The organism is Variovorax sp. RCC_210, from assembly GCF_041355175.1.
Classification (GTDB): Bacteria; Pseudomonadota; Gammaproteobacteria; order Burkholderiales; family Burkholderiaceae_C; genus Variovorax.
The window spans coordinates 271,455-292,384 of sequence record NZ_JBFUPJ010000006.1; the positions used below are offsets into that span (position 1 = coordinate 271,455).

Consider the following 20,930-nt stretch of genomic DNA (forward strand, 5'->3'; position numbering starts at 1 on the left):
AGGCGCTCCCTGCCTGTTCACCTGCGCGCGCGGTTTGGGCCCGGGTCATGCCGTGCCTCCCAGGTAGGCCTCGATCACCTTCTCGTCGGCCTGCACGCGGGCCGGCTCGCCCTCGGCGATCTTCTGGCCGAAGTCGAGCACCGAGACGGTGTCGCACATGCTCATCACCACGTCCATGTGGTGCTCGATGAGGATCACGGTCACGCCGTGCTCGCGGATCTTGCGGATGATGGCGATCAGCTCCTTGATGTCGGGCGCGGTGAGCCCGGCGGCCGGCTCGTCGAGCAGCAGCAGCTGCGGGTCGAGCGCCAGCGCGCGCGCAATCTCCAGCAGGCGCTGCTTGCCGTAGGGCAGGTTGCGCGCCTCCTCGGTGGCGAAGCTTTCGAGGCCGACGAACTTCAGCAGGCCCAATGCGCGCTGCACGGCCGCGATGCTTTCGCGCCGGTAGCGCGGCGTGTGCACCGCCACGTCGAGCAGGTTGCTGGCAAAGCTGTGGTGCAGGCCGACCTGCACGTTCTGCAGCGCGGTCATCTCGCCGAAGAGCTGCACGTTCTGGAAGGTGCGCGCAATGCCCGACAGCGCAATGTCGGCCGAGGTGCGCCCCACCAGCGAACGGCCGCCGAACGAGATGGCGCCGGCCGTGGGCACGTAGATGCCGGTGAGCACGTTCATCATCGTGCTCTTGCCGGAACCGTTGGGGCCGATCAGGCCGTGGATGGTGCCGCGCCTGATGCGCAGGTCGACGTTGTTCAGCGCCTTCAGCCCGCCGAACTGCATGAGCACGCCGGTGGCCTCCAGCACCTCGTCGCTGCCCCCCGCATGGGCCGCGACGGAGACGGCGTCGGTGGGTGCGGCCGCCAGGTTCGTCGTAGGCACCGCCGCAACGGGCCGCCGCATGTTCAGCGCCTTGCGCACGAAGCCGACGATGCCGTCCTGCAGGTAGTAGATGACGAACAGCATGATCACGCCGAAGATCGACAGCCGCCAGTCGGTCATGGCGTCGAGCCAGAAGGCCAGGCCTGCCAGCGCGATGCTGCCCAGCACCGGAATGGCCATCTGCGCGGGCGTGGCGCGCTGCCGCTTCACCGCCACCACCGCGGCCGCCAGCACCAGCACGGCCAGCGCCACCGACACGTAGCGGAACAGCACCACGTCGTCCAGCAGCTTGGGCAGCAGCACGATGATGGTGGCGCCCAGCATCACGCCGATGCGGCTCTTGCGCCCGCCCATGATCACCGCCAGCAGGAACAGCACCGTGAGCTCGAAGTTGTACGAGTTGGGCGAAATGTATTGCTCGGAGTACGCATACAGGCTGCCCGCGAGCCCGGCGAAGCCCGCGCTGATGACGAAGGCGTACACCTTGTAGCGGTACACCGACACGCCCATGCAGTCGGAGGCCACCGGGCTGCCGCGCAGCGCCTCGAAGGCCCGGCCCAGGTGCGAGCGCAGGATGCGGTGCACCACCACCAGCGCCAGCACCATCAGCACCGCCACCACCCAGTAGTACTCGCGGTCGTCCAGCTTGTGGCCGAACAGCGAAGGCTTCTCCAGCTTGATGCCCATGGGGCCGTCGGTCAGGAAGCTCATCTCGTTGATGAGGATCTGGATGATGGTGCCGAAGGCCAGCGTCACCATCGCCAGGTACGGCCCCGACACGCGCAGCGCCGGCAGGGCCAGCAGCGCGCCGAAGCCGGCGGTGAACACGATGGCGAAGGGCACGGTGATCCAGAACGGCGCCGCCAGCTTGAACACCAGCACGCCGGCCGCGTACGCGCCCAGGCCGAACAGGCCCGCATGGCCCAGCGACACCTGTCCGGTGTAGCCCACCACGATGTCCAGCCCGAACAGCAGGATCGCGTAGATCATGATGGTCTCGAGCAGGTGGATGTAGTACGGGTTGTCGATGCCGATGGGGAACAGCAGCAGCGCGGCCACGCCCGCGACGGCCAGGAGGAGGTGGCTGGTCTTCATTTTTTCGGGGTTCATTGCGCCGCGCTCGTTGCCATGCTCATACCTTCTTGATGGCGGCCTTGCCGAACAGGCCCGAGGGCCGCACGGCCAGCACGATCAGCAGCAGCACCAGGCCGGGCACGTCCTTGTAGCCTGTGCTCAGGTAGAAGCCGGTGGTGGTCTCTGCAATGCCCAGGATGATGCCGCCCACCACGATGCCCATGCCGCTGGTGAGCCCGCCGATGATGGCGACCGCGAAGGCCTTCAGCCCCAGCACCGCGCCCATGGACGCGCCCGTGAGCGTGAGCGGCGCGATCAGCACGCCGGCAAAGGCGGCCGTCATCGACGACAGCGCATACGAGAAGGTGATGACCAGCCCGGTGTTGATGCCCATGAGCTTGGCCGCGTCGCGGTCGTTGAAGGTCGCGACCACGGCCTTGCCGTAGATGGAGCGGCGGTTGAACAGCTCCACCGCCAGCATCATCAGCAGCGCGCCGATGACGACCAGAATTTCCATCGGCAGCACGTTGGCGCCCAGGAAGTGCAGCGGCGACTCGGGCAGCGGAGAAGGAAACTTCAGGTCGTCGCGCCCCCACACGTTCTCCGCCACGTTGGTGAAGATGATGCCCAGCGCAATGGTCGACATGATCCAGCCGAACTCCGACTTGATCTTGATGGCCGGGCGCACCGCGATGCGTTCCACCACCGCGCCCTGGAAGGCGCCGAACAGGCACACCAGCGGAATCATCAGCCAGTAGTTCAGCCCCAGGTTCACCAGCGTGAGGCCGACCATGGCGCCCAGCATCAGGGCGTTGCCCTGGCCGAAGTTCAGCGTGTCCGACGTGGCGAAGGTGAGCTGGTAGCCGAACGCGATGACGGCGTAGATCATGCCCAGCGCAATGCCGCTGAAGACGAGTTGGGTAAGGATTTGCATGGCGGCTCGCAGGGAAGCGGGACCTGAAAATTCGCCGCCGGGGAACAGGCCGCACGACCTGTTCCCGCGGCGGCGCCCGGGGGGCAGTTCCTGGTTCCTACTTCTTCAGCAGCGCGTCGTTGGCGGCCGCGTCCTTCAGGCGCACGGTGCCGGCGCTCTTCTGGTCGTCGGCGCTGGCGAACACCACGCGCCCGCCCTTCACCTCGCCGAACACCGGAATGTTGGCGGTGATGGCGTCGTGGTCCGCCTTGGTGAAGGGCTTGTTGTAGGTGGTCACCACGCCTTCGACGGGCGCCTGCAGGTCTTCGAGCGCGGCCTTGATCTTCGGGCCGTCGGTGCTGCCGGCCTGCTTGATCGCGGCGGCCAGCAGGTAGATGGAGTCGTAGCCCTGCGCCGCCGACACGGGCGAATCCATGCGGTTGTTCTTGGGCTTGAACTTGGCGACGAAGGCGTCGATGAAGGCCTTGCGCTTGGGCGTGGTCGGCTCCTGGATGAAGGTTTGCGGCATGCGCGCGCCGTCGCCGCCCGGGCCGGCGTTGTCGATGAAGTTGGCCATGGCCAGCGTCCAGCTGCCGATGATCGGCACCTTCCAGCCCAGCTTGGTCATGCCGTTGGCAATCTGCGCCAGCTCGGGGCCGATGCCGTAGGTGAGCACGGCCTCGGCGCCGGCTTCTTTCGACTTCAGCAGCTGGGCCGTCATGTCGACGTCCTTGATGTTGAACTTCTCGACCGCCACGGGCGTGATGCCCTTGTTCTTCAGTGCGCGCTCCAGGTCTTCGCGGCCCAGCTGGCCGTAGTTGGTGGAGTCGGCCAGGATGGCGACCTTCTTGTAGCCGCGGCGCACGATGGCTTCTTCCACGATCATCGGGGCCTGGATGCTGTCGTGCGCGGCGTTGCGAAACACGTAGTTCTCGGGGTCCTTGTCGAACTGGTGCGTGATGACCGAGCCGGTGGCCACGTTGTTGAGCACCGGAATCTTCGCCTCCTGGAAGAAGCGCTGCGAGGCCAGCGCCACGCCGGTGTTGATGTAGCCGACGGCGGCCACCACCTTTTCCTTGTTGACGAACTCCTGCGCAATCTGCACGCCGCGCTCGTTCTTGGCCTCGTCGTCGCGCTCCACCAGCTGGATCTGCCGGCCCAGCACGCCGCCGGCCTTGTTGATTTCTTCGGCCGCCAGGCGCACGCCGTCGCGCATGCTCACGCCCATCGAGGACGAACCGCCGGTGTACGGCCCGTCCACGCCGATCTTGATCGGGTCGGCGGCGAAGGCGGCGGCCGAAAGGGACAGCGCGCTGGCCACGGCCAGCAGCTTGAAACGGAAGTGCATGAAAAGGTCTCCAACGATGTTATGAAAGTCTGGGTCGGACCGAAAGCGACAACGCGCAAGCGCGAGGCCTTCAAAACATAGTCGATAACCTCCGGGCGCACCAGAGAGTGACAACCCTAGCCGGTGCTAGCTGCGCGCGGCCTGGCGCGGCGCCTCCTTCACGGCTGTTTCGATGGCCTTGTCGAGCAGCTCCAGGCCCAGGTCGATCTCTGCGTCGCTGATGGTCAGCGGCGGCGCGATGCGAAAGACACCGCCCATCGAGGGCAGCTTCACGATGTTCATGCTCAGCCCGAGCCGCATGCAATGCCGCGTGATGGCCTCGCCCAGCTCGGAGGCCGGCGCGCGGGTCTGGCGGTCGGACACCAGCTCCAGGCCCAGCAGCAGGCCGCGCCCGCGCACGTCGCCGATGCAGGCATGGCGCGACTGCAGGCGGTGCAGGCCCTGCACCAGCCGCTCCCCGGCGGTGCGCGCGCGCTCGACCAGCCCGTCGCGCTCCACCACCTCGAGCACCTTCAGACCGACGGCGGCGGGCAGCGGGTCGGAGACGTGCGTGGTGTAGAAAAGAAAGCCGCGCGCATGCGCCTCTTCCTCGATGGCGGCGGTGGTGACCATCGCGGCCAGCGGCAGGCCGGCGCCCAGCGTCTTCGACAGCGTGAGGATGTCGGGCGCCACGCCGTCGCGCTCGCACGCGAACATCAGGCCGGTGCGGCCCACGCCGGTCTGTGCCTCGTCGACGATGAGCAGCATGCCGCGCTCGGCGCACTTGTGCTTCAGCGCGGCCATGTAGCCCGCGGGCAGCTCCAGGATGCCGCCGCTGCTGAGAATGGGCTCGGCAATGAACGCGGCCAGCGCACCGGTCGATTGGCGGTCGACCTGCTCGAAGCCGTCGTCCAGCTCGCGCCGCCAGTCGAGCTCGCCGTCGGGCGTGGTGAAGCGCGGGCGGTAGGCGTTGGGCGCCGGAATGGCCAGCGAGCCGGCCGCGGTGGGGCCGTAGCCCTTGCGGCCCGCGCTGTAGGTGGCGGCGGCGGCGCTGCCGGTCATGCCGTGCCACGACTGCGTGAAGGCCACCACCTCGTGCCGGCCCGTGACCAGCTTGGCCATGCGGATGGCCGCCTCGTTCGACTCCGCGCCGGTGCTCAGCAGCAGGCAGCGCTCCAGGTCGCCGGGCGCGTGGCGCGCGATTTGCGTGGCCAGCTCGACGACCGGGCGCGAGAGCATGCCGCTGAACAGGTGGTCGAGCGTGCGCACCTGCGTGGAGACCACCTCGACGATGTCGGGGTGCGAGTGGCCCAGCAGGGCGCTCATCTGGCCCGAGGTGAAGTCGAGAATGCCGCGGCCGTCGGCGTCGTACACGAAGCAGCCTTGCGCGCGCTCGATGATCAGCGGCTCGAAGGTGCCGCCGTAGCGCACCAGGTGCTGTCGGGCGTGTTGCCAGAACCGGGGGTCGTCGTTGCTGCTCATGGGGTGTGCCTGTCGCTTCAAAATGACGCACATTACGCAGCGGCGCGCGCGCCGGGAAGCGAATAGTTTTGAACTCAGCCATCAAGGGAATTCATGCCGTGAGCCAGTCGCTGGACATCGACCTGCTGCGCAGCTTCGTCGCCATTGCCGAGACCGGCGTGCTGGGCCAGGCCGCGGCCCGCGTGGGGCGCACGCCTTCGGCGCTCAGCATGCAGGTGCAGCGGCTCGAAGGCATCGTCGGGCAGCCGCTGCTGTACCGCACCGGCCGCGGCGTGACGCTCACCGCCACCGGCGAGCGCCTGCTGGCGCATGCCGGCGAGCTGCTGCGCCAGCACGACGATGCGCTGGCCGAGCTGCGCGGCGAGCAGCTGTCGGGCGTGCTGCGCTTCAGCTGCCCCGACGACTACGCGGTCGTGTTCCTGCCGTACCTGCTGCAAGGTTTCGCCAGCCTGCACCCCGGCGTGCACGTGGAGGTGATGTGCGCGCCCACGCCGCGCCTGCACGAGCTGCTGGCGCGGCATGCGGTCGACCTGGCGCTGGTGTCGGTGCCTGGCACCACCGTGGGCGACGACGTGATCCGCCGCGAGCCGCTGGTGTGGGTGGCGCAGCGTGGCGCCGCCGCCGCGGCCATCGACCCGCTGCCGCTGGCGCTGGGCTCGCCCGATGCGCTGGACCATGTGCTGCCCCGGCAGGCGCTGGAGGCCGCGGGCCGCGCCTACAGGCTCGCGTACGCCAGCAGCAGCCTCTCGGGCCTGGTGGGCATGGCGCGCTCAGGGCAGGCGGTGATCGTGCTGACGCGAACGGCCGTGCCCGACGACCTGGAGGTGCTGGGCGCGGACCATGGGCTGCCCGATTTGCCGAGCGTGGGGGTGAAGCTCGCGTTCGACCGCGAGGCGCCGACGGCGCTCACGTCGGCGTTCGCGGCGCATGTGAAAAAGTCGCTGCCCGCCGCCTGAGCGGGTGCCTTGACGGCTGCAGGCGCGGGTCGAGCGCTGTCCATCCTCCAGACCGTGGTGGTTGCAAACCGACCGAATCGGTAGATAATCGGCACCCTCGCCGCAGAGGCGCCGATGGCATGGCGTTGCCGACGCAACGCGTACGCCCGACACAAGGAACCATTCATTGAACGTATTGCATGCCGCCATCTCGATCGCCAGGGGGCGCTGGAAGGCCCTTGCCGCGCTGGCGGGGCTCTGCGCAATCTGCTGGGGGTTCTACGCGCTGGGCGTCGCCGTCGCGCCGCTGCTGCCGGAGCTGCGCATTTCCTTCTGCGCGGAGCGCGGCGTCATGTCGTTCAAGCTGACGGGCTCGCCCGGCCGGTCATGAAGCGGCCGGCTTGGGTGCGAGTTGGGGCGCTGGCCTGGGCTTTGGCTTGCGCTTGCTTGTGTGGCCCAGCGCGTTCATGGCGGACGTGACGATGTCCTCGCGCCATTCGCGCCTCAGGTTCATGCGCGCCGCCAGCATGGCCGTGATGCCCAGGCCGGAGAGCGCGCTGGTGATGCGCACGATGCGCTCCAGCGTGGTGTTGGCCAGGTCGGTTCCCAGCGCGCGGTAGATGACGAGGCCCATTTCGGTGAGCCGCGGGTCCACGTCTTCCTCGTTGCCCGCGACGCGGTTGGCAAAGGCGGACACCCCCGGCCAGTCGTAGGTGAAGTCGACGGAATACTCCACCACGGCCTTGTCGCGCGCCATGCCCGGCGGCAGGCCTTCCACGCTGGCCAGCATCATCTGCATGGAGTCGAGGCAGGTGCTGAAGACGGCCTCGTAGATGGCGTTCTTGCTGGGGTAGTGGTGCAGTAGCCCGGCCTTGGAGTAGCGCACCGCGTCCGCGATCTGTTGCAGCGACGTGTTCTCGAACCCGTGCTTGGCGAACAGGCCGGCTGCGCGGTCGATGATCTCTGCGTCTATTTCGTTCTTGGTCGGCCTGGGCATGCGGGCAGTCTATCGCAGTCTCCTACCGAAGCAGTCCGTTTCCAAGCGGCTTGGTCGGTAAAGCCGGCTGCGCTCGATACGGTTCGGGCGTGCCGTGCCAAGGAGTTCCACTGCCATGCATTCACGCGAGGCGACGCGCCTTCCGGTGCTGATCGCGCTGTCCGTGGAGAACGCGGAACGGCGTCTCGCCGCATAGCGACGGTGCGTGAAGGCTGTTGCTGTTCATGCAGAAGACGCACCCCTGCAAACAAAAGGCGTGGTCTTCGCGCGTAGTTTTCGGGCGTGGCTTTCTTGCTGGGCCCGGGTCATCTCGGCAGGCTACAGTCGGTTTTCAGGAGGGAGTTCAAACATGTCACTTGTCTTTTCGTCTTTCCCCGACCACCTCGCAACGCTGCCGCCAGAGCGGGCGCTGCACGGTGCCGCGCTGCGCGCGCAAGTTCAGCAGCAGCTGCAGAGGCCATCCAATGCGGACCTGTCCGCCTTTGTCTTCTTGCCCGACCAGGTCGACCACCCCGAGCACGCAGACGCAGCACAAGTCTTCGCGCAGGCGGTCGAGCAGATGTACCTGCCCAAGCCCTTGATGGGCGACGAGATCCCGCTTTTGTTTCTCGGCTATCACGCGATGAACCGGTTCAGCGGCAAGCGCACCTCGCAAGGATTGCTGCTGACCGACCAGGCGATCTACGTGCAGGACGACTTCACAGTGCTGTCCGCCGCGCCGCCGCCGGCGCGAGGCCAGGCCCTGCCCACGCGGACGGAAGACGTCGCGCCCTTCCTGTCGTCGCTGCTGGCGAACTACAAGGCCTGGAAAGACTGGGCCGCCTTGGCGCAGTGCCCCGAATCCGTGTTGCCGACGCGGTGCGAGGTGTTGCTGGCGCCGGTGATCGGCGCCGTGCTGGACTACCACGCGCAGCACGGCAGCCAGCGGCAGGCGCAGTCGCGCGAATGGACGCTGGCCGGGCTGGTGGCCGACCACGACGCGGCCGAGACGCTGCTCGATCCGCTGAACCCGAAGCTGTCGAAAAAGCTGGGCAAGGTGGCTGGCAAGTTCCAGATTCCTGCCGACGAAACCCTGCGGTTCGCGCTGGTGGATTTCCCGCTGTTCGGCGGCCCCTACGGCTTCGCGCTGACGTCGAAGGCGCTGTACGGCAAGGACCTGATGGAGTCGCCGTTGCGCATCGCGTTGGCGCAGGTGGATGCCGGCGACCTGCAGATTTCCGAGAAGGGCGACAGCCTGGCGACCGGCGCGAACCCGCCCATCGCCTTGCCTTCGTACACGAAGGAGGCGCTTCGACAGCCCTTTCTCGCGTTTCTCAAGCAGGAAGTCGTGCGCCTGCAATCGCAGGCCTGAGAGGCACGGGGCGCTCTCGTGGCCGATGGCGGGCCACGCGCCATTCACCGCCGAGAATCGGCGCATGCCTCACGCCGTTTCTCTTCTTCGCGCCGCGCGCCTGGCGCGAAGCGCCAAACCCTTTCTTGCCCGTGGCGGCTTCAAGCGCGAGCGCTGCGCCGGCTGCCGGCTGTTGCCCAGCCACTGCATGTGCGCCTTGCGCCCGCCGGTGGCCACGCGCGCGGGCGTGTGCCTGCTCATGGCCGACATCGAACCGCTCAAGCCGACCAACACCGGCTGGCTGATTGCCGACGTGGTGCCCGACACCTTCGCCTTCGGCTGGGCGCGCACCGAGACCGACCCCGCGCTTCTGGCCTTGCTGGCCGATCCGCAATGGCAACCCTACGTGGTGTTTCCCGGGCAGTACGCTGCGCCGGAGCGCGTGGTCGTCAGCGTGCCTTCCGCCGAAGATGCAGCCGCTGGCGGCAAGCGCCCGCTGTTCATCCTGCTGGACGGCACCTGGGGCGAGGCGCGCAAGATGTTCAGCCGCAGCCCGTATCTCGATGGCCTGCCCGTGCTGAGCCTGCAGCCCGAGCAGATCACGCAGTACAAGCTGCGCCGCTCCGGCCGCGACGACCACTTCTGCACCAGCGAAGTGGCCGCGCTGTGCATGAAGCTGGCGGGCGAACACGTCGCCGACCAGACGCTGGAGGCCTACCTGGCGGTGTTCACGCACCACTACCTTCAGGCGAAGAACCAGCAGGCGATTGCGTGGGACAGCGGAGCGCACCAGCGCTTGCGCGAGGTGACGGCGTTGCGGCAGGAAGGCAACTCGTAGAACTCGGCGGGCCGAGCTCGGTCGTCTGCGCGGCTCTGCACCGCGCGGCACGAAACGTGGGGCAACCGGTCAGCCGCAACGCAGCGCAAACTGCCGGTCGCGCGCGCGTTTGCGCTGGTCCTTCAGGCGGTCTTGCTCGAACGCGGGTTGGGGCTGGCGCGCCGCGGCGTCGATCGAGGCGATCAACGCGTTCAGGGAGGCGCATTCCGATGTGGAGGCGTCCACGTTCATGGCCACACGGCGCTCATGTTCGACAACGGACTGCGCGATGGCGCTGTTGTTCTGCATCGACGCCTGCCTGGCATCGTCGGACATGCCATCGGCCAGGTTGAGATCGGGCTTTACCGACACTTCGCCGGCCCGTGTGCCGCTGGGGCAAGGCCGGTCGGAGTACGTCGTTGCTCCGGCAGGCGTAGTGCACTTCGCGAAGCGCTGTGTGCGTGGGGACAACGGCTCGGGGAGTGCCTGGCGTTCGTTCTGCGGGCTGTAGGAGGCCTTCGGGTCCGGTGAAGCGGAAGGTGCGGCCTGTCGTTTGGCTGGCGTCGAGGAAGTCGTTGAACCTCGCCAGCTGTCAAATGCCAGGTAGGCCACGACGGCGACGGCCACGGCACCCATCAAGACCCACATGCGACCGCCCGATGATTTCGCCGGTCGCAACGATCTTTCCCATGCCGCCGCGGTCGGCGCTTGGGAGGGGTCGATCCACGGATCTCGAGAGTCTTCCTTGCGCATGTCGGAGTGTCGGGGGCTGGCTGGTGAGCGCGGATCGTAGCCCGGCCGCAGCCTCCCTCCGGCAACCGAACGCGCACTCAGGCGATCATCGACTCCAGCTCCGCCGCGAGCACGCGCGGCGCGGGCATCTCATGCACGATGGCTTCGGTGATGCCGACGGCCATTGCCGACTCGCTCGGCCAGAGGCCCGCGACGTGGCTCAGGTCCACGCCCTGACGCTCCATTGCCACGCGCCACACGGCCAGGTGCAGGACGCCGCCGAGCTTGTCGGCGTGCGCGGAATTCATCGGGTTCACGAAGCTCGACAGCGCGCCGACCAGCTCGGGGGCGAAGTCCCAGCGCTGCGCGAGCGATGCGCTCACGTCGCCGTAGTGGTAGCCGAACTCCGCGCGTTCCAGCTGGGCGCGGCCCAGTGCGTCGAACGGGTGGGCGGCGTTCAGCGCGGCCATGCGGCCCGGCATCGCCTGGGCCATCAGCAGGTGGCCGATGGCGTGCATGCTGCCGGCGGTGAAGGCCAGGTTGGCGTCGGCGCGCCGCGTTTTCGATGCCAGGTAGCGCGCGACGGATGCCACGCGCAGGCTGTGGGCCCAGAAGTCCGGCAGGTCGACGCCTTCGACCTTCCTGAAGGCGCCCGACAGGCCCGAGCTCACGACCAGCGAGCGCACGGTGGACAGCCCCAGCATCAGGATGGCGCCCTGGATCGACGAGATCTTCCGGCGCAGTCCGAAGAAGGGCGAGTTGACCATCTGCAGCACCTTGGCCGCGAGCACCTGGTCGAGTTCGATGCGGTGCGCCACGGCCGCGAAGGACACCTCTTCGTCGCGCAGCATGTCCATCAGGTCGGCCACGACCCTCGGAACCGTAGGGAGCGACTCGGCATTGGCAAAGAGTTGGTCGAGTGTCATGGCGCGGGTGTATTGCGTTTGTATGCAAATTATTCTGCCCCCGCACGGCCCGCAACACACTCGTAATTTGTGTGAATCCGTTATTTCTACGGAATCCGGTGGGACCGGATTTCCACGGGTGAAAGCCCGTGCCTGAGCACCGCACCACGCGGTGCGGCACCACGCGCGCATCGAGCGCGCATCGAGCGCGCACCACGCCCACATCAGGCCGTGGCGACCCAGCCCCTGAAGGTGAAGCCCACGTAGAACAGGCGGATGTCGCTGAACCCGGCCTCGCGCAGGATGGCCTCGTCCTGCGCGGGCGAGAGCACCGGCAGTTCGCGCTGCACCTTCTCGCGTGCGGCCGCCGCCTGCTCCGGCCTGGTGCCCGACGCGGTGATGAAGGCCGCATAGCGCGACATCCACAGGTCGCGCTCGTCGTCTTCCACGCTCATGTGCGCCGCGACGAAGGGCGCGCCGGGCTTCAGTCGGCGGCGGATTTCGGCGGCCATGGGCACGCGATCTTCACGCGGCACGAAGTGGAAGGTCAGCACGCAGGTGGCGGCGTCGAAAGGGCCGGTGGGCGCGTCCTGCACGTAGCCCTCGTGCAGCGTCACGCGCGAGGACAGCGGCGCCAGCCTGCGCGCGGCAAGCTCGAGCATGGGCGCGCTCGGGTCGACGCCGTCGAAATGCCAGCCGGGGTGGGCGCGGGCGAACTCTTCCAGTTCCAGGCCGCCGCCGGCGCCGACCACCAGCACGCGGCCCTCCTGCGGCACGCGCTCCGCCAGCAGGATGCGCGTCATGGTCAGCAGGCTGGTATAGCCCGGTACGTTGCGTCGCGGGCCCTCGGCGTACTTGTCGACGACGTCGGGGTTGTCGAATGCGGCGAATGCGGGGTGAGGTGTGGTGCTCATGGCGCGCATCATGCAGGTTTTCACTTGCCGCGGATGCCGCCAGCAGGCGCGCCCGCATGGAGGTCGACGATGCAGGCGCATGACATTCGAACGGCCCTCGACAGGCACTGGGCGGCCTCCGCCGCGGGCGACCAGGTGGCCGAGCACGAGATCTACCACGACGATGCCGTGTGCACCTACCCGCAGTCGGGCGAGGTGATCCACGGCCGGCACAACCTGCAAGCCCTTCGCAGCCACCACCCCGGCAAGCCCTCGGGCTTCGTGGTGCGGCGCATCGTGGGGGAGGGCGCGCTGTGGATCACCGAGTACGCGATCGACTACGCGGGCAAGAGCGCCTTCACCGTGAGCATCATGGAGTTCAGCGGTGCGAAGGTGGCGCGCGAGACGCAGTACTTCGCCGACCCCTTCGATGCGCCCGCGTGGCGTGCGCAGTGGGTCGAGCAGGCCGGGTGACACGAGGCCGTTCCGCGCACGGCATGCGGGCGGCGAAAAACAGCGGCTGCGATGCAGCGGCACAATCCTGCGGGCCACGAGGCCGTGCCTCTACGCCTGCCCTTCTTCTCCATCTCCTCCATCTCCCCCGCAACACAGCCACCGTCATGCAGATATCCGAGCAAACCGTTCTCGTCACCGGCGCCGGCCGCGGCCTGGGCCACGCCATTGCGCGCGCCTTCGCGCGTGAAGGCGCCCGCCTGGTCGTGCACTACCGTGCCAGCCGCGCCGCCGCCCTAGACCTGGCCGGTTCGCTCGGCCCCGCGCGCGCCATCGCGCTGCAGGCCGACGTGACCGACCCGGCACAGGTCGCCGACCTGTTCGCCAAGGCGCAGGCGCATTTCGGCGGCGGCGTGACCACCGTGGTCAACAACGCGCTGGCCGATTTCTCTTTCAACGGCGACGCGCGCGCGAAGGTCGGCGACATCGACTGGGCCGACTTCGCAGCGCAGTTCGACGGCAGCGTGCGTGGTGCGCTCCACACGCTGCAGGCCGCCCTGCCCGCCATGCGCGCGCAGGGCTTCGGCCGCATCGTCAACATCGGCACCAACCTGTTCCAGAACCCGGTGGTGCCGTACCACGACTACACGGCCGCCAAGGCCGCGCTGCTCTCGCTCACGCGCACCGCGTCGGCCGACCTGGGGCCGGACGGCATCACGGTGAACATGCTGTCGGGCGGCCTGCTGCGCACCACCGACGCGAGCGCCGGCACGCCCGAGGCGGTGTTCGACCTGATTGCCGCGTCCACGCCGCTGCGCCGCGTGACCACGCCGGAGGAATTCGCCGACGCCGTGCTGTTCTTCGCCTCGCCATGGGCGCGCGCGGTGACGGGCCAGAACCTCGTGGTCGACGGCGGCCTCGTGAAGGGCTGACGCAGCCGTTCTCGCGGGGGTGCCGCTCGGCCGCGGGCGCCGCCGAGAGGACAATAGACGGGCAAGCTTCATCCGAAACCAAGACGACCACGACCATGCCCCGCCTCGACGACCCCCTGCACGACGCTGAAGTCGGCTCCCGCGACAGCACCCTGGACACCACCCGCATCGACGACGTGCGCATCGGCGCAGTGCGCCCGCTCATGACGCCCGCGCTGCTGCAGGAGCGCGTGCCGGTGCGCGACAACACGCTGGCGCTGGTCGAAACCAGCCGCGCGGCCATTGCCGACGTGCTGCACGGCCGCGACGACCGGCTGGTGGTGGTGGTCGGGCCGTGCTCCATCCACGACCACGACCAGGCCATCGAGTACGCGCAGCGCCTGAAGACTGTGGCCGATTCGCTGCAGGACGACCTGCTGATCGTGATGCGCGCCTATTTCGAAAAGCCCCGCACCACCGTCGGCTGGAAGGGCTACATCAACGACCCGCACCTGGACGGCAGCTTCGCCATCAACGAAGGCCTGGAGCGCGCGCGGCGCCTGCTGCTCGAACTCACCACGCTGGGCTTACCCACCGGCACCGAGTTTCTCGACCTGCTGAGCCCGCAGTTCATCGCCGACCTGATCGCCTGGGGCGCCATTGGCGCGCGCACCACCGAGAGCCAGAGCCACAGGCAGCTGGCTTCGGGCCTGAGCTGCCCGGTCGGGTTCAAGAACGGCACCGACGGCAGCGTGAAGGTGGCGGCCGACGCCATCCTCGCCGCTCGCGCGCCGCATGCCTTCATGGGCATGACCAAGATGGGCATGGCCGCGATCTTCGAAACGCGCGGCAACGACGACTGCCACGTGATCCTGCGCGGCGGCAAGGCGCCCAACTATTCGGCCGCGGACGTGGCCGCCAGCTGCGACGCGCTGCTGGCGAACGGCCTGCGGCCGCAGGTGATGATCGATGTGTCGCACGGCAACAGCAGCAAGCAGCACCAGCGCCAGATCGTGGTCGCCGAAGACGTGGCGGCGCAGATCGCGGGCGGCGAGCGGCGCATCACGGGCCTGATGATCGAGAGCCACCTCGAGGAAGGGCGGCAAGACCTGAAGCCCGGCGTGCCGCTGAAGTACGGCGTGTCGATCACCGATGCGTGCATCAGCTTCGCGCAGACGGTGCCGGTGCTCGAGGGGCTGGCCTCGGCGGTGAAGGCGCGGCGCAAGCTGGCGAAGAGCTGAACTGCCGAAGGCTGAACCGGCTGGCTCAGCCGCGGTCCAGCCACACACCGGCGCACAGCGCCACGCCCACCACGTAGAGCAACCAGGTCTGCGAGACCGCGTAGGGGTAGAGCATCAGCGCGACGGCCAGCCACTTGCTTCGGCGGCGGCCCGTGCGCTTCGCGTAGCGGTACAGCGCGATGCCGATGAGGCCGAACAGCACCACGCCGAAGATGTAGGCCGGGCTCGGCAGCGAGATCCCGAGTGACTGCAATGCCTGCAAGTTGTTCATGGCTTCGAGCGAGCACCCCGCATGCGCAAAGAAAAACCCGCCGCAGCGGGTCAAGAGCAGCCCCCGAGGGAGGGAGGAGGAGAAGAAAAGCGGGCTGCCGGAGGGTAGTGTGTGCCGCGGATCTTAGGGGAGGCTTAAGCGGACGGTCGCAGAACGGTCGAGGAACGGTCGCGAAACGGTTGACGCCCGGCTGCGTAGCGCATCACCCGACCGTGAGCACGATCTTTCCCCGGATGTGCCCGCGCGCCGCGCGCGCGTGGGCCTGCTGCGCATCCGCGAGCGCGAAGCTGCTGTCGATGGCGACGCGCAGCGTGCCCGCTTCGAGCAAGCGCCCCAGCGATGCGAGCTGCTGTCCGTTCGAGCGCACCTGCGTCGCCGAGACCACGACGCCCCGCTCCGCGGCTTCCTCCGCACCCGAGAAGCCGAGCGGAAACACCGGGAACAGCGCGCCGCCGCGCTTGAGCGTGCGCAGGAAGCGGCTTGCGGTGGCGCCGCCGAGGGTGTCTAGCACCAGGTCGAGGTCGCGCGCGGCCTCGGCCTCTTCTGGCGCGCCCTGCGTGTAGTCGATGAACGCGTCCGCGCCCATCTCGCGCAGGAACGCCGCCTGCCCACCGGAGGCCACCGCGACCACGTGCGCGCCCTTCCACTTCGCGAGTTGCAATGCCAGGTGCCCGACGCCACCCGCCGCGCCGTTGACGAGCACCTTCTTGCCTTCGAGCGGCACGGGGCGATGGCGATGCGGCTGCAGCGGGTTGGCATGGTCGTGCCCCAGCTCGACCAGGAACTGCCAGGCGGTGAGCGCCGCCATGGGCGCTGCCGCGGCATGCACGTGATCGATGCCGGCGGGCTTCAGCGCCAGGTCCGACGCGGGCGCGGCAACGTACTCGGCATACGCGGCGCTCTCGCCATAGCTGGGAAACCGCACCATGCCGAAGACCTCGTCGCCGACCGCGAAGCCGTGCACGCCGGCCGCCACGGCCTCGACCACGCCCGACACGTCCGACCCCGGAATGACGGGCAAGGGCACCGCCGGCCGCCAGTCGGCCGGGAGCGCCTTGTAGCCTTCGCGCAGATACCAGTCGGGGGGATTGATGCCGGCCGCCCGAACGCGAACGAGCACCTCGCCCGGCTTCAGTTCGGGAACGGGCGCGTCTTCATGGCGCAGCACCTCGGGGCCGCCGAATGCGTGCAGCCGAATGGCCTTCATGGTCTTCATGGACTTGGGTCGGGTCATGGGTTTCTCCTGTGGTTCGGCACCCCGGTGGTGTCGTTGATGAGGAGTCTGGTTGTTTACCTTGCGATTGATAATCCCGCACAGCTTCACTTCTTTCATGCCATGACGGAACAAATCACCCTGGAGCGGCTCACCGGCATCGTCGCGTTCGCGCGCGCGGCGTCCTATGGCAGCTTCACCGCGGCGGCGCAGTCGCTGGGCGTGTCGCCCTCGGCCGTGAGCAAGACCATCCAGCGCCTCGAGCAGCAGCTGGGCCTGCGCCTGTTCACGCGAACGACCCGCTCGCTCGTGCTGACGCCGGAGGGGCGCGACATTCACGAACGGGCAGTGTTGTTGCTGCGCGCCGCCGACGATGTCGTGCAGTCGGCCGCGGCGGTGCGCTCCGAGCCCTCGGGCATGTTGAAGATCGCGGCGCCGCTGCCCATAGGCACCCGGCTGCTTGCGCCGGCGCTGCCGGAGTTTCGTAGGCGCTACCCCCAGCTCGCCATCGACCTGCGGCTGAACGACCGTTTCGTCAACCTGGTCGAAGAGGGCATCGACGTGGCCATTCGCATCGGGCAACTCGCCGATTCCAGCCTGATCTCGCGCGGCTTCGCATCGAACCGGGTCGGCGCATTCGCGTCGCCGTCGTACCTGAAGGCGCGGGGCACGCCGCGCAAGCCGGAAGACCTCAGGGACCACGACTGCGTGAACTTCCGCTACCAGACCTCGGGGCAAACGCTGCGGTGGACCTTCAAGGTCGCCAACCGCACCGTGGAGTTCACGCCCGATGCGGCCATCGTGGTCGATGTCAGCGACGCGGTGGTGGAGGTGCTGGCCGCCGGCGGTGGCATCGGCATGGCGGCATCGTGGATCGCGGCCCCCTACGTCGAGCGCGGCTTGCTGGTGCCGGTGCTCGAGGCGTTCTCGGTCGACGGCTCGCCGATCACCGCCGTGTGGCCCGAGAGCCGGCGTGCGAGCCCGAACGTGAAAGCGTTCGTCGCATTCCTCGAAGAGGTGTTTCCGTCGCCAGGGCCGTGGGATGCAGCGATTGCGGCGGGCGCGTTGCGGCAGGCACGCGCCGCGCCCAGGCGCGGCATCAGCGCACGGGGAAGCCGCCGGCACTGACCGTCAGAAAGTCCAGGAACGCCCGAAGCGCCGCGCTCTTGTGGCTGCGGTGCGCATAGGTCGCGTACAGCCAGATCGTCTGCGGCATGGCCTCTTTCAGCACGGGCACCAGCGCACCCGAGCCCAGGTGCGCGCGCGCCAGCACCTCGGGAACGCACGTCACGCCGAGCCCTTTCACCGCCAACGCGATCAGGGGGGCGGCGTCGTCCGCGTCCAGGCGGCTGCGCACGGGCACGTGGTGCGTCTTGCCGTCGACCAGGAAGGGCAGGCGCGGCGAGGCGTCCCACAGCGAGTAGCTCAGCACGTCATGGCCGGCCATGTCTTCCGGGGTCGACGGCATGCCCCGGCGCGCCCAGTACGCCGGGGACGCGCAGAGAACCAGCGGCACCGGCTGGAGCTTGCGCACCACGACGTCCCTTGCCTCGATAGGCCCGATGCGCAACGCGACATCGATGGCGCCCACCACCAGGTCGTCGTCGCGGTTGCTCAGGTGGATGCTCACGTGCACATCGGGATGGCCGGTGATGAAGTCCTCGATGTGCCAGCCGAGCAGGCTCAGCGACAGCCCGTGCGGCGCCGCGACCCGCAGCCGCCCGCGCGGATGCGCCGCGAAGTCCGACAGCTCCGTGCTCACCTCTTGGAGCAGGCTGAAAAGCGGCACCAGGCGCTGCGCGAGCGTTTGCCCGGCGTCGGTCGGCGTGACCGAGCGCGTCGAGCGGTTCAGCAGCCGCACGCCGACGTCTTTCTCCAGCTGCGCCACGGTCTTGGTGACGCTGGCCTTGGAAATGCCCAGCGCCATGGCCGCGCGCGTGAAGCTCTTGCGCGCGATGACTTCCCTGAAGACCTTCAGCTGCTGCAAGTCTTCCATGGCCTAGCGCGCGGCCTGGCCGACGACGTCGTTCGCCTGGCCCTCCCAGCCGCCGCCGAGCGCCATGAACACGGCGAACTGGTCGTCCGCGAGCTGGGCTTCCGACGCGGCCAGGGCGGCCTCGCTGGCGGCCAGCGTGCGCATGGCGTCGAGCGCGTCGAGCTGCGCGGTCTTGCCGTTGACATAGAGCGTGCGCGCCTGCTGTGCCACGGTGGCGCTCTGCGCGCGGGAGGCGGCCAGGGCGGCGTGGCGGTCGAGTTCGCGGGCGTACGACGACAGGGCGCTTTCAACCTCGCGCAAGGCCGTCAGCACGGTGCCGTCGAAGCGCGCCGCGGCCTGCCGCGTGGCGGCTTCGGCCTGCGCGATGCGCGCGCGGGCCACGCCGTTGTCGGGCACCGTCCAGCTGATCAGCGGGCCCAGGCTGTAGCTGAAGGTTTCGCGGTTGCCGAACCTGTTCAAGAAGCCCGCGGAGCTGGCCGAAACGCCCAGCATGACCTTGGGATAGAGCTCGGCCGTGGCCACGCCGATGCGGGCGGTGGCGGCGGCCAGGTTGCGTTCGGCCTGGCGCACGTCGGGCCGGCGACGCAGCAGGGCCGCGCCGTCGCCTACGGGGAGCAGGCCGGCGGCGCGCGGCGGCCGGTCGCACCCGGCCACCGGGGCAGGAAAGTCGCGCGGCGCCGCGCCGGTGAGGGTGGCCAGCCGGTACAGCGCGTTCTGGCGCTGCGCGAGCAACGGCGGGACCGAGGCGCGCAGCAGTTCCAGCTGGCCGCGTGCGCGCGCGGTATCGATGGGCCCGACCTTGCCTGCCTGCTGCAGCCGTTGCGCGAGTTGCACGGCCTCTTCCTGCAGCCGCACCGACGCGTGCGCGCTGCGCAGGCGCAGGCCGCTCGCGCAGACTTCGGCATAGGCCCTGGCCGTGCCGCCGGCCACGTTCACGCGAACCAGGTCGAGCGCCGCCTGTGCCGCGCCGCTGCCGGCTTCGGCCGCCTCGATGGCGCGGCGCAGCTGGCCGAACAGGTCGAGCTGGTAAGACAGGCCGGCGCTCGCGCCATAGGTGAAGCGGCCGGGCGGCTCGTAGTCTTTCTGCACCAGCGTGAGCCCGGAGACATGGCCGAAGCCTGGGCCGCCGCTGAGTGCCACCGTCGGACGCTCGGGCCCGTGCACTTCCGCCTCGAGCGCCTGTTCGCGCTCAAAGTTGGCGACGGCCTGGCGCAGGTCGGTGTTGTGCGCGAACGCCTGGGCCACCAGTGCGTCCAGCAACGGGTCCTGGTAGATGCGCCACCAGTTCGGCGGCAGTGCCGCGTCGGTCGCGGTGCCGTCGCCGGACAGGAACGGGCCCGCGGAGGCCGCCTGCGTGGGCGACAGCGCGGCCGGCGCCGCATAGTCGGGCCCGACGGGCGGGTGGGCGCAGCCGGCCAGCAACGTGGCCGCCGCGCACGCCGCGGCCATGATGGCGGTGGCCAGCAGCCGATGGAGGCGGCTCACCCTGGAACCCCCGACCGGCGCGCGGCTGCGGCCGTGCCCGAAGCCGCTGGAGCTTCGGAGGGTGCTGGAGTCGCCGAGGCCCCAGAACCACCAAGCACCTGCACCGTCACGGTCTGGCCCGTCACCAGTCGGGTACCCGCCGGTATCGCGCCCAGCTTCACCCGCACGGGCACGCGCTGCGCGAGCCGCACCCAGTTGAAGGTCGGATTGACGCTGGGAAGCAGGTTGGCGCCGGTGCTGCGGTCGCGGTCCGCGATGCCGGCCGCAATGCTCTGCACGGTGCCTTCGAGCACGTCGGCGTCCATGGGCGTCACGCGCACCCGGTCGCCCAGGTGGATGCGCGGCAGCTTGTTCTCCTCGAAATAGCCTTCGACGTACATCGAGCCCGCGTCCACCAGCGCCAGCACCGGGTGGCCGGCGCTGGCGTAGGCGCCCTGTCGAAGGTCGAGGTTGGTCACCAGGCCGGCCGTGGGAGCGCGCACCTCGGTACGGCGCAGGTTCAGCCGCGCGGTGTCCAGCGCGATCTGTGCCTGGCGCAGCGCCGCTTCGGCCGAGCGCAGCGCGCCGTTCGCCTGGTCCAGCCGCAGGCGGGACTGCTCGCGCAGCTCTTGCGACACCAGGTCGCCCAGGCCCGAATTGCGGTTGTTCTCGCGCTGCGCCTGCGCGATGGTGATGCGCTGGTTGTTCACCGCGATGGCCTGCGCGGCGACGGCGGCCTCGGCCTGCTGCTCGGCCAGTGCGAAGCGGGCCTTGTCGAGCGAAAACAGCAGCGCCCCGGCGGCGACGGACTGGTTGTCTTGCACCGCCACATCGGTCACCAGGCCGGACACGTCGGGCGCGACCTGCACCACGTCGGCCCGCACGCGTCCGTTGCGCGTCCAGGGGGCCAGCTCGTAGTGGTCCCACAGCTGCCAGGCGGACCCGCAGGCGGCGGCGACGACCAGCAGGGTCACGAGCACACGGGCGGCCAGGCGGGCGCTGCGCGGGGCCAAGGCGGGGAAGGGAATGGCGTCAGGTTTCATGGAGAAGGGAGGGGATGCGAATCTCGGGAATCGGGTGGCGAATCAATCGACGAACCG

21 protein-coding genes are annotated in these 20,930 nt (G+C 69.1%); 8 read left to right on the forward strand and 13 right to left on the reverse strand.

The window, feature by feature from the left end; translation table 11 throughout:
• Positions 1–45: 45 nt before the first annotated feature.
• The 4 genes from AB6807_RS19555 to AB6807_RS19570 form a co-directional block, all read right to left on the reverse strand.
• Complete coding sequence (locus AB6807_RS19555; protein WP_371085843.1) at positions 46–1,986, reverse strand: ATP-binding cassette domain-containing protein; 1,941 nt, start codon at positions 1,984–1,986, stop codon at positions 46–48.
• A gap of 22 nt (positions 1,987–2,008) precedes the next feature.
• Entirely contained in the window at positions 2,009–2,884 is an 876-nt protein-coding gene (locus tag AB6807_RS19560) for a branched-chain amino acid ABC transporter permease (RefSeq protein ID WP_116909713.1), read from the reverse strand.
• A gap of 97 nt (positions 2,885–2,981) precedes the next feature.
• Positions 2,982–4,211, reverse strand: coding sequence for an ABC transporter substrate-binding protein (locus AB6807_RS19565; protein ID WP_116909712.1), 1,230 nt, complete (start codon positions 4,209–4,211; stop codon positions 2,982–2,984).
• A 126-nt stretch (positions 4,212–4,337) separates the two neighbouring features.
• Positions 4,338–5,672 (reverse strand): aspartate aminotransferase family protein, encoded by a 1,335-nt coding sequence (locus tag AB6807_RS19570; protein WP_371085844.1) that lies wholly within the window; start codon positions 5,670–5,672, stop codon positions 4,338–4,340.
• Between the two features lie 98 nt (positions 5,673–5,770).
• Between AB6807_RS19570 and AB6807_RS19575 the strand changes: the two genes are divergently transcribed.
• Entirely contained in the window at positions 5,771–6,628 is an 858-nt protein-coding gene (locus tag AB6807_RS19575) for a LysR family transcriptional regulator (protein WP_371085845.1), read from the forward strand.
• Between the two features lie 166 nt (positions 6,629–6,794).
• Positions 6,795–6,998, forward strand: a complete 204-nt coding sequence (locus AB6807_RS19580) for a hypothetical protein (RefSeq protein ID WP_371085846.1) — start codon at positions 6,795–6,797, stop codon at positions 6,996–6,998.
• Here the strand turns inward: AB6807_RS19580 and AB6807_RS19585 are convergent.
• The gene (locus tag AB6807_RS19585) at positions 6,993–7,604 is read right to left on the reverse strand and encodes a TetR/AcrR family transcriptional regulator (RefSeq protein WP_371085847.1); all 612 of its coding nucleotides are present in this window, start codon (positions 7,602–7,604) and stop codon (positions 6,993–6,995) included. The two genes, AB6807_RS19580 and AB6807_RS19585, sit on opposite strands and share 6 nt — an antisense overlap.
• Before the next feature lie 349 nt (positions 7,605–7,953).
• Here AB6807_RS19585 and AB6807_RS19590 point away from each other — a divergent pair, with 349 nt between their 5' ends.
• On the forward strand, positions 7,954–8,955 hold the full coding sequence (locus AB6807_RS19590; protein WP_371085848.1) for a hypothetical protein: 1,002 nt from the start codon (positions 7,954–7,956) through the stop codon (positions 8,953–8,955).
• A gap of 64 nt (positions 8,956–9,019) precedes the next feature.
• Positions 9,020–9,772 (forward strand): tRNA-uridine aminocarboxypropyltransferase, encoded by a 753-nt coding sequence (locus AB6807_RS19595; protein WP_116910092.1) that lies wholly within the window; start codon positions 9,020–9,022, stop codon positions 9,770–9,772.
• A 69-nt stretch (positions 9,773–9,841) separates the two neighbouring features.
• On the opposite strand, the gene AB6807_RS19600 is transcribed toward AB6807_RS19595, so the two are convergent.
• The 3 genes from AB6807_RS19600 to AB6807_RS19610 all read right to left on the reverse strand — a co-directional run bounded on the left by AB6807_RS19600 (position 9,842) and on the right by AB6807_RS19610 (position 12,302).
• Positions 9,842–10,504 carry a DUF4124 domain-containing protein gene (locus AB6807_RS19600; protein ID WP_371085849.1) on the reverse strand — a complete coding sequence of 221 codons (663 nt, stop codon included), beginning with the start codon at positions 10,502–10,504 and terminating at the stop codon, positions 9,842–9,844.
• Between the two features lie 77 nt (positions 10,505–10,581).
• Positions 10,582–11,409, reverse strand: coding sequence for an HDOD domain-containing protein (locus AB6807_RS19605; RefSeq protein WP_286514813.1), 828 nt, complete (start codon positions 11,407–11,409; stop codon positions 10,582–10,584).
• Between the two features lie 203 nt (positions 11,410–11,612).
• Positions 11,613–12,302 carry a class I SAM-dependent methyltransferase gene (locus AB6807_RS19610; RefSeq protein WP_371085850.1) on the reverse strand — a complete coding sequence of 230 codons (690 nt, stop codon included), beginning with the start codon at positions 12,300–12,302 and terminating at the stop codon, positions 11,613–11,615.
• Between the two features lie 69 nt (positions 12,303–12,371).
• On the opposite strand from AB6807_RS19610, the gene AB6807_RS19615 reads away from it, so the two are divergent.
• The 3 genes from AB6807_RS19615 to AB6807_RS19625 all read left to right on the forward strand — a co-directional run bounded on the left by AB6807_RS19615 (position 12,372) and on the right by AB6807_RS19625 (position 14,886).
• Positions 12,372–12,755, forward strand: a complete 384-nt coding sequence (locus AB6807_RS19615; RefSeq protein ID WP_371085851.1) for a nuclear transport factor 2 family protein — start codon at positions 12,372–12,374, stop codon at positions 12,753–12,755.
• Positions 12,756–12,901: 146 nt separating this feature from the next.
• Positions 12,902–13,666, forward strand: a complete 765-nt coding sequence (locus tag AB6807_RS19620) for a 3-oxoacyl-ACP reductase (RefSeq protein WP_371085852.1) — start codon at positions 12,902–12,904, stop codon at positions 13,664–13,666.
• 95 nt (positions 13,667–13,761) lie between these two features.
• Positions 13,762–14,886 (forward strand): 3-deoxy-7-phosphoheptulonate synthase, encoded by a 1,125-nt coding sequence (locus AB6807_RS19625; RefSeq protein ID WP_371085853.1) that lies wholly within the window; start codon positions 13,762–13,764, stop codon positions 14,884–14,886.
• Between the two features lie 25 nt (positions 14,887–14,911).
• On the opposite strand, the gene AB6807_RS19630 is transcribed toward AB6807_RS19625, so the two are convergent.
• Both AB6807_RS19630 and AB6807_RS19635 read right to left on the reverse strand, forming a co-directional pair.
• Positions 14,912–15,157, reverse strand: coding sequence for a hypothetical protein (locus tag AB6807_RS19630; RefSeq protein ID WP_286514818.1), 246 nt, complete (start codon positions 15,155–15,157; stop codon positions 14,912–14,914).
• A gap of 202 nt (positions 15,158–15,359) precedes the next feature.
• Positions 15,360–16,391 (reverse strand): NADP-dependent oxidoreductase, encoded by a 1,032-nt coding sequence (locus AB6807_RS19635; RefSeq protein ID WP_371085854.1) that lies wholly within the window; start codon positions 16,389–16,391, stop codon positions 15,360–15,362.
• A 102-nt stretch (positions 16,392–16,493) separates the two neighbouring features.
• Between AB6807_RS19635 and AB6807_RS19640 the strand changes: the two genes are divergently transcribed.
• Entirely contained in the window at positions 16,494–17,498 is a 1,005-nt protein-coding gene (locus AB6807_RS19640) for a LysR substrate-binding domain-containing protein (RefSeq protein ID WP_371085855.1), read from the forward strand.
• Here the strand turns inward: AB6807_RS19640 and AB6807_RS19645 are convergent.
• From AB6807_RS19645 to AB6807_RS19655, 3 genes are read right to left on the reverse strand one after another with little or no spacing between them, the layout of a single operon-like run.
• Complete coding sequence (locus tag AB6807_RS19645) at positions 17,470–18,366, reverse strand: LysR family transcriptional regulator (protein ID WP_286514823.1); 897 nt, start codon at positions 18,364–18,366, stop codon at positions 17,470–17,472. The genes AB6807_RS19640 and AB6807_RS19645 overlap by 29 nt on opposite strands.
• 3 nt (positions 18,367–18,369) lie before the next feature.
• Positions 18,370–19,815, reverse strand: a complete 1,446-nt coding sequence (locus AB6807_RS19650) for an efflux transporter outer membrane subunit (protein ID WP_371085906.1) — start codon at positions 19,813–19,815, stop codon at positions 18,370–18,372.
• Positions 19,816–19,847: 32 nt separating this feature from the next.
• Complete coding sequence (locus AB6807_RS19655; protein ID WP_371085856.1) at positions 19,848–20,873, reverse strand: biotin/lipoyl-binding protein; 1,026 nt, start codon at positions 20,871–20,873, stop codon at positions 19,848–19,850.
• Positions 20,874–20,930: the final 57 nt, after the last annotated feature.

Coding starts and splice junctions, on each gene's coding strand:
- AB6807_RS19645 (WP_286514823.1), bottom strand. CDS start 18,366: ATGGAAGACTTGCAGCAGCTGAAGGTCTTCAGGGAAGTCATCGCGCGC.
- AB6807_RS19600 (WP_371085849.1), bottom strand. CDS start 10,504: ATGCGCAAGGAAGACTCTCGAGATCCGTGGATCGACCCCTCCCAAGCG.
- AB6807_RS19590 (WP_371085848.1), top strand. CDS start 7,954: ATGTCACTTGTCTTTTCGTCTTTCCCCGACCACCTCGCAACGCTGCCG.
- AB6807_RS19595 (WP_116910092.1), top strand. CDS start 9,020: ATGCCTCACGCCGTTTCTCTTCTTCGCGCCGCGCGCCTGGCGCGAAGC.
- AB6807_RS19605 (WP_286514813.1), bottom strand. CDS start 11,409: ATGACACTCGACCAACTCTTTGCCAATGCCGAGTCGCTCCCTACGGTT.
- AB6807_RS19640 (WP_371085855.1), top strand. CDS start 16,494: ATGACGGAACAAATCACCCTGGAGCGGCTCACCGGCATCGTCGCGTTC.
- AB6807_RS19625 (WP_371085853.1), top strand. CDS start 13,762: ATGCCCCGCCTCGACGACCCCCTGCACGACGCTGAAGTCGGCTCCCGC.
- AB6807_RS19585 (WP_371085847.1), bottom strand. CDS start 7,604: ATGCCCAGGCCGACCAAGAACGAAATAGACGCAGAGATCATCGACCGC.
- AB6807_RS19615 (WP_371085851.1), top strand. CDS start 12,372: ATGCAGGCGCATGACATTCGAACGGCCCTCGACAGGCACTGGGCGGCC.
- AB6807_RS19620 (WP_371085852.1), top strand. CDS start 12,902: ATGCAGATATCCGAGCAAACCGTTCTCGTCACCGGCGCCGGCCGCGGC.
- AB6807_RS19655 (WP_371085856.1), bottom strand. CDS start 20,873: ATGAAACCTGACGCCATTCCCTTCCCCGCCTTGGCCCCGCGCAGCGCC.
- AB6807_RS19570 (WP_371085844.1), bottom strand. CDS start 5,672: ATGAGCAGCAACGACGACCCCCGGTTCTGGCAACACGCCCGACAGCAC.
- AB6807_RS19635 (WP_371085854.1), bottom strand. CDS start 16,391: ATGACCCGACCCAAGTCCATGAAGACCATGAAGGCCATTCGGCTGCAC.
- AB6807_RS19650 (WP_371085906.1), bottom strand. CDS start 19,815: ATGGCCGCGGCGTGCGCGGCGGCCACGTTGCTGGCCGGCTGCGCCCAC.
- AB6807_RS19555 (WP_371085843.1), bottom strand. CDS start 1,986: ATGAACCCCGAAAAAATGAAGACCAGCCACCTCCTCCTGGCCGTCGCG.
- AB6807_RS19565 (WP_116909712.1), bottom strand. CDS start 4,211: ATGCACTTCCGTTTCAAGCTGCTGGCCGTGGCCAGCGCGCTGTCCCTT.
- AB6807_RS19630 (WP_286514818.1), bottom strand. CDS start 15,157: ATGAACAACTTGCAGGCATTGCAGTCACTCGGGATCTCGCTGCCGAGC.
- AB6807_RS19560 (WP_116909713.1), bottom strand. CDS start 2,884: ATGCAAATCCTTACCCAACTCGTCTTCAGCGGCATTGCGCTGGGCATG.
- AB6807_RS19610 (WP_371085850.1), bottom strand. CDS start 12,302: ATGAGCACCACACCTCACCCCGCATTCGCCGCATTCGACAACCCCGAC.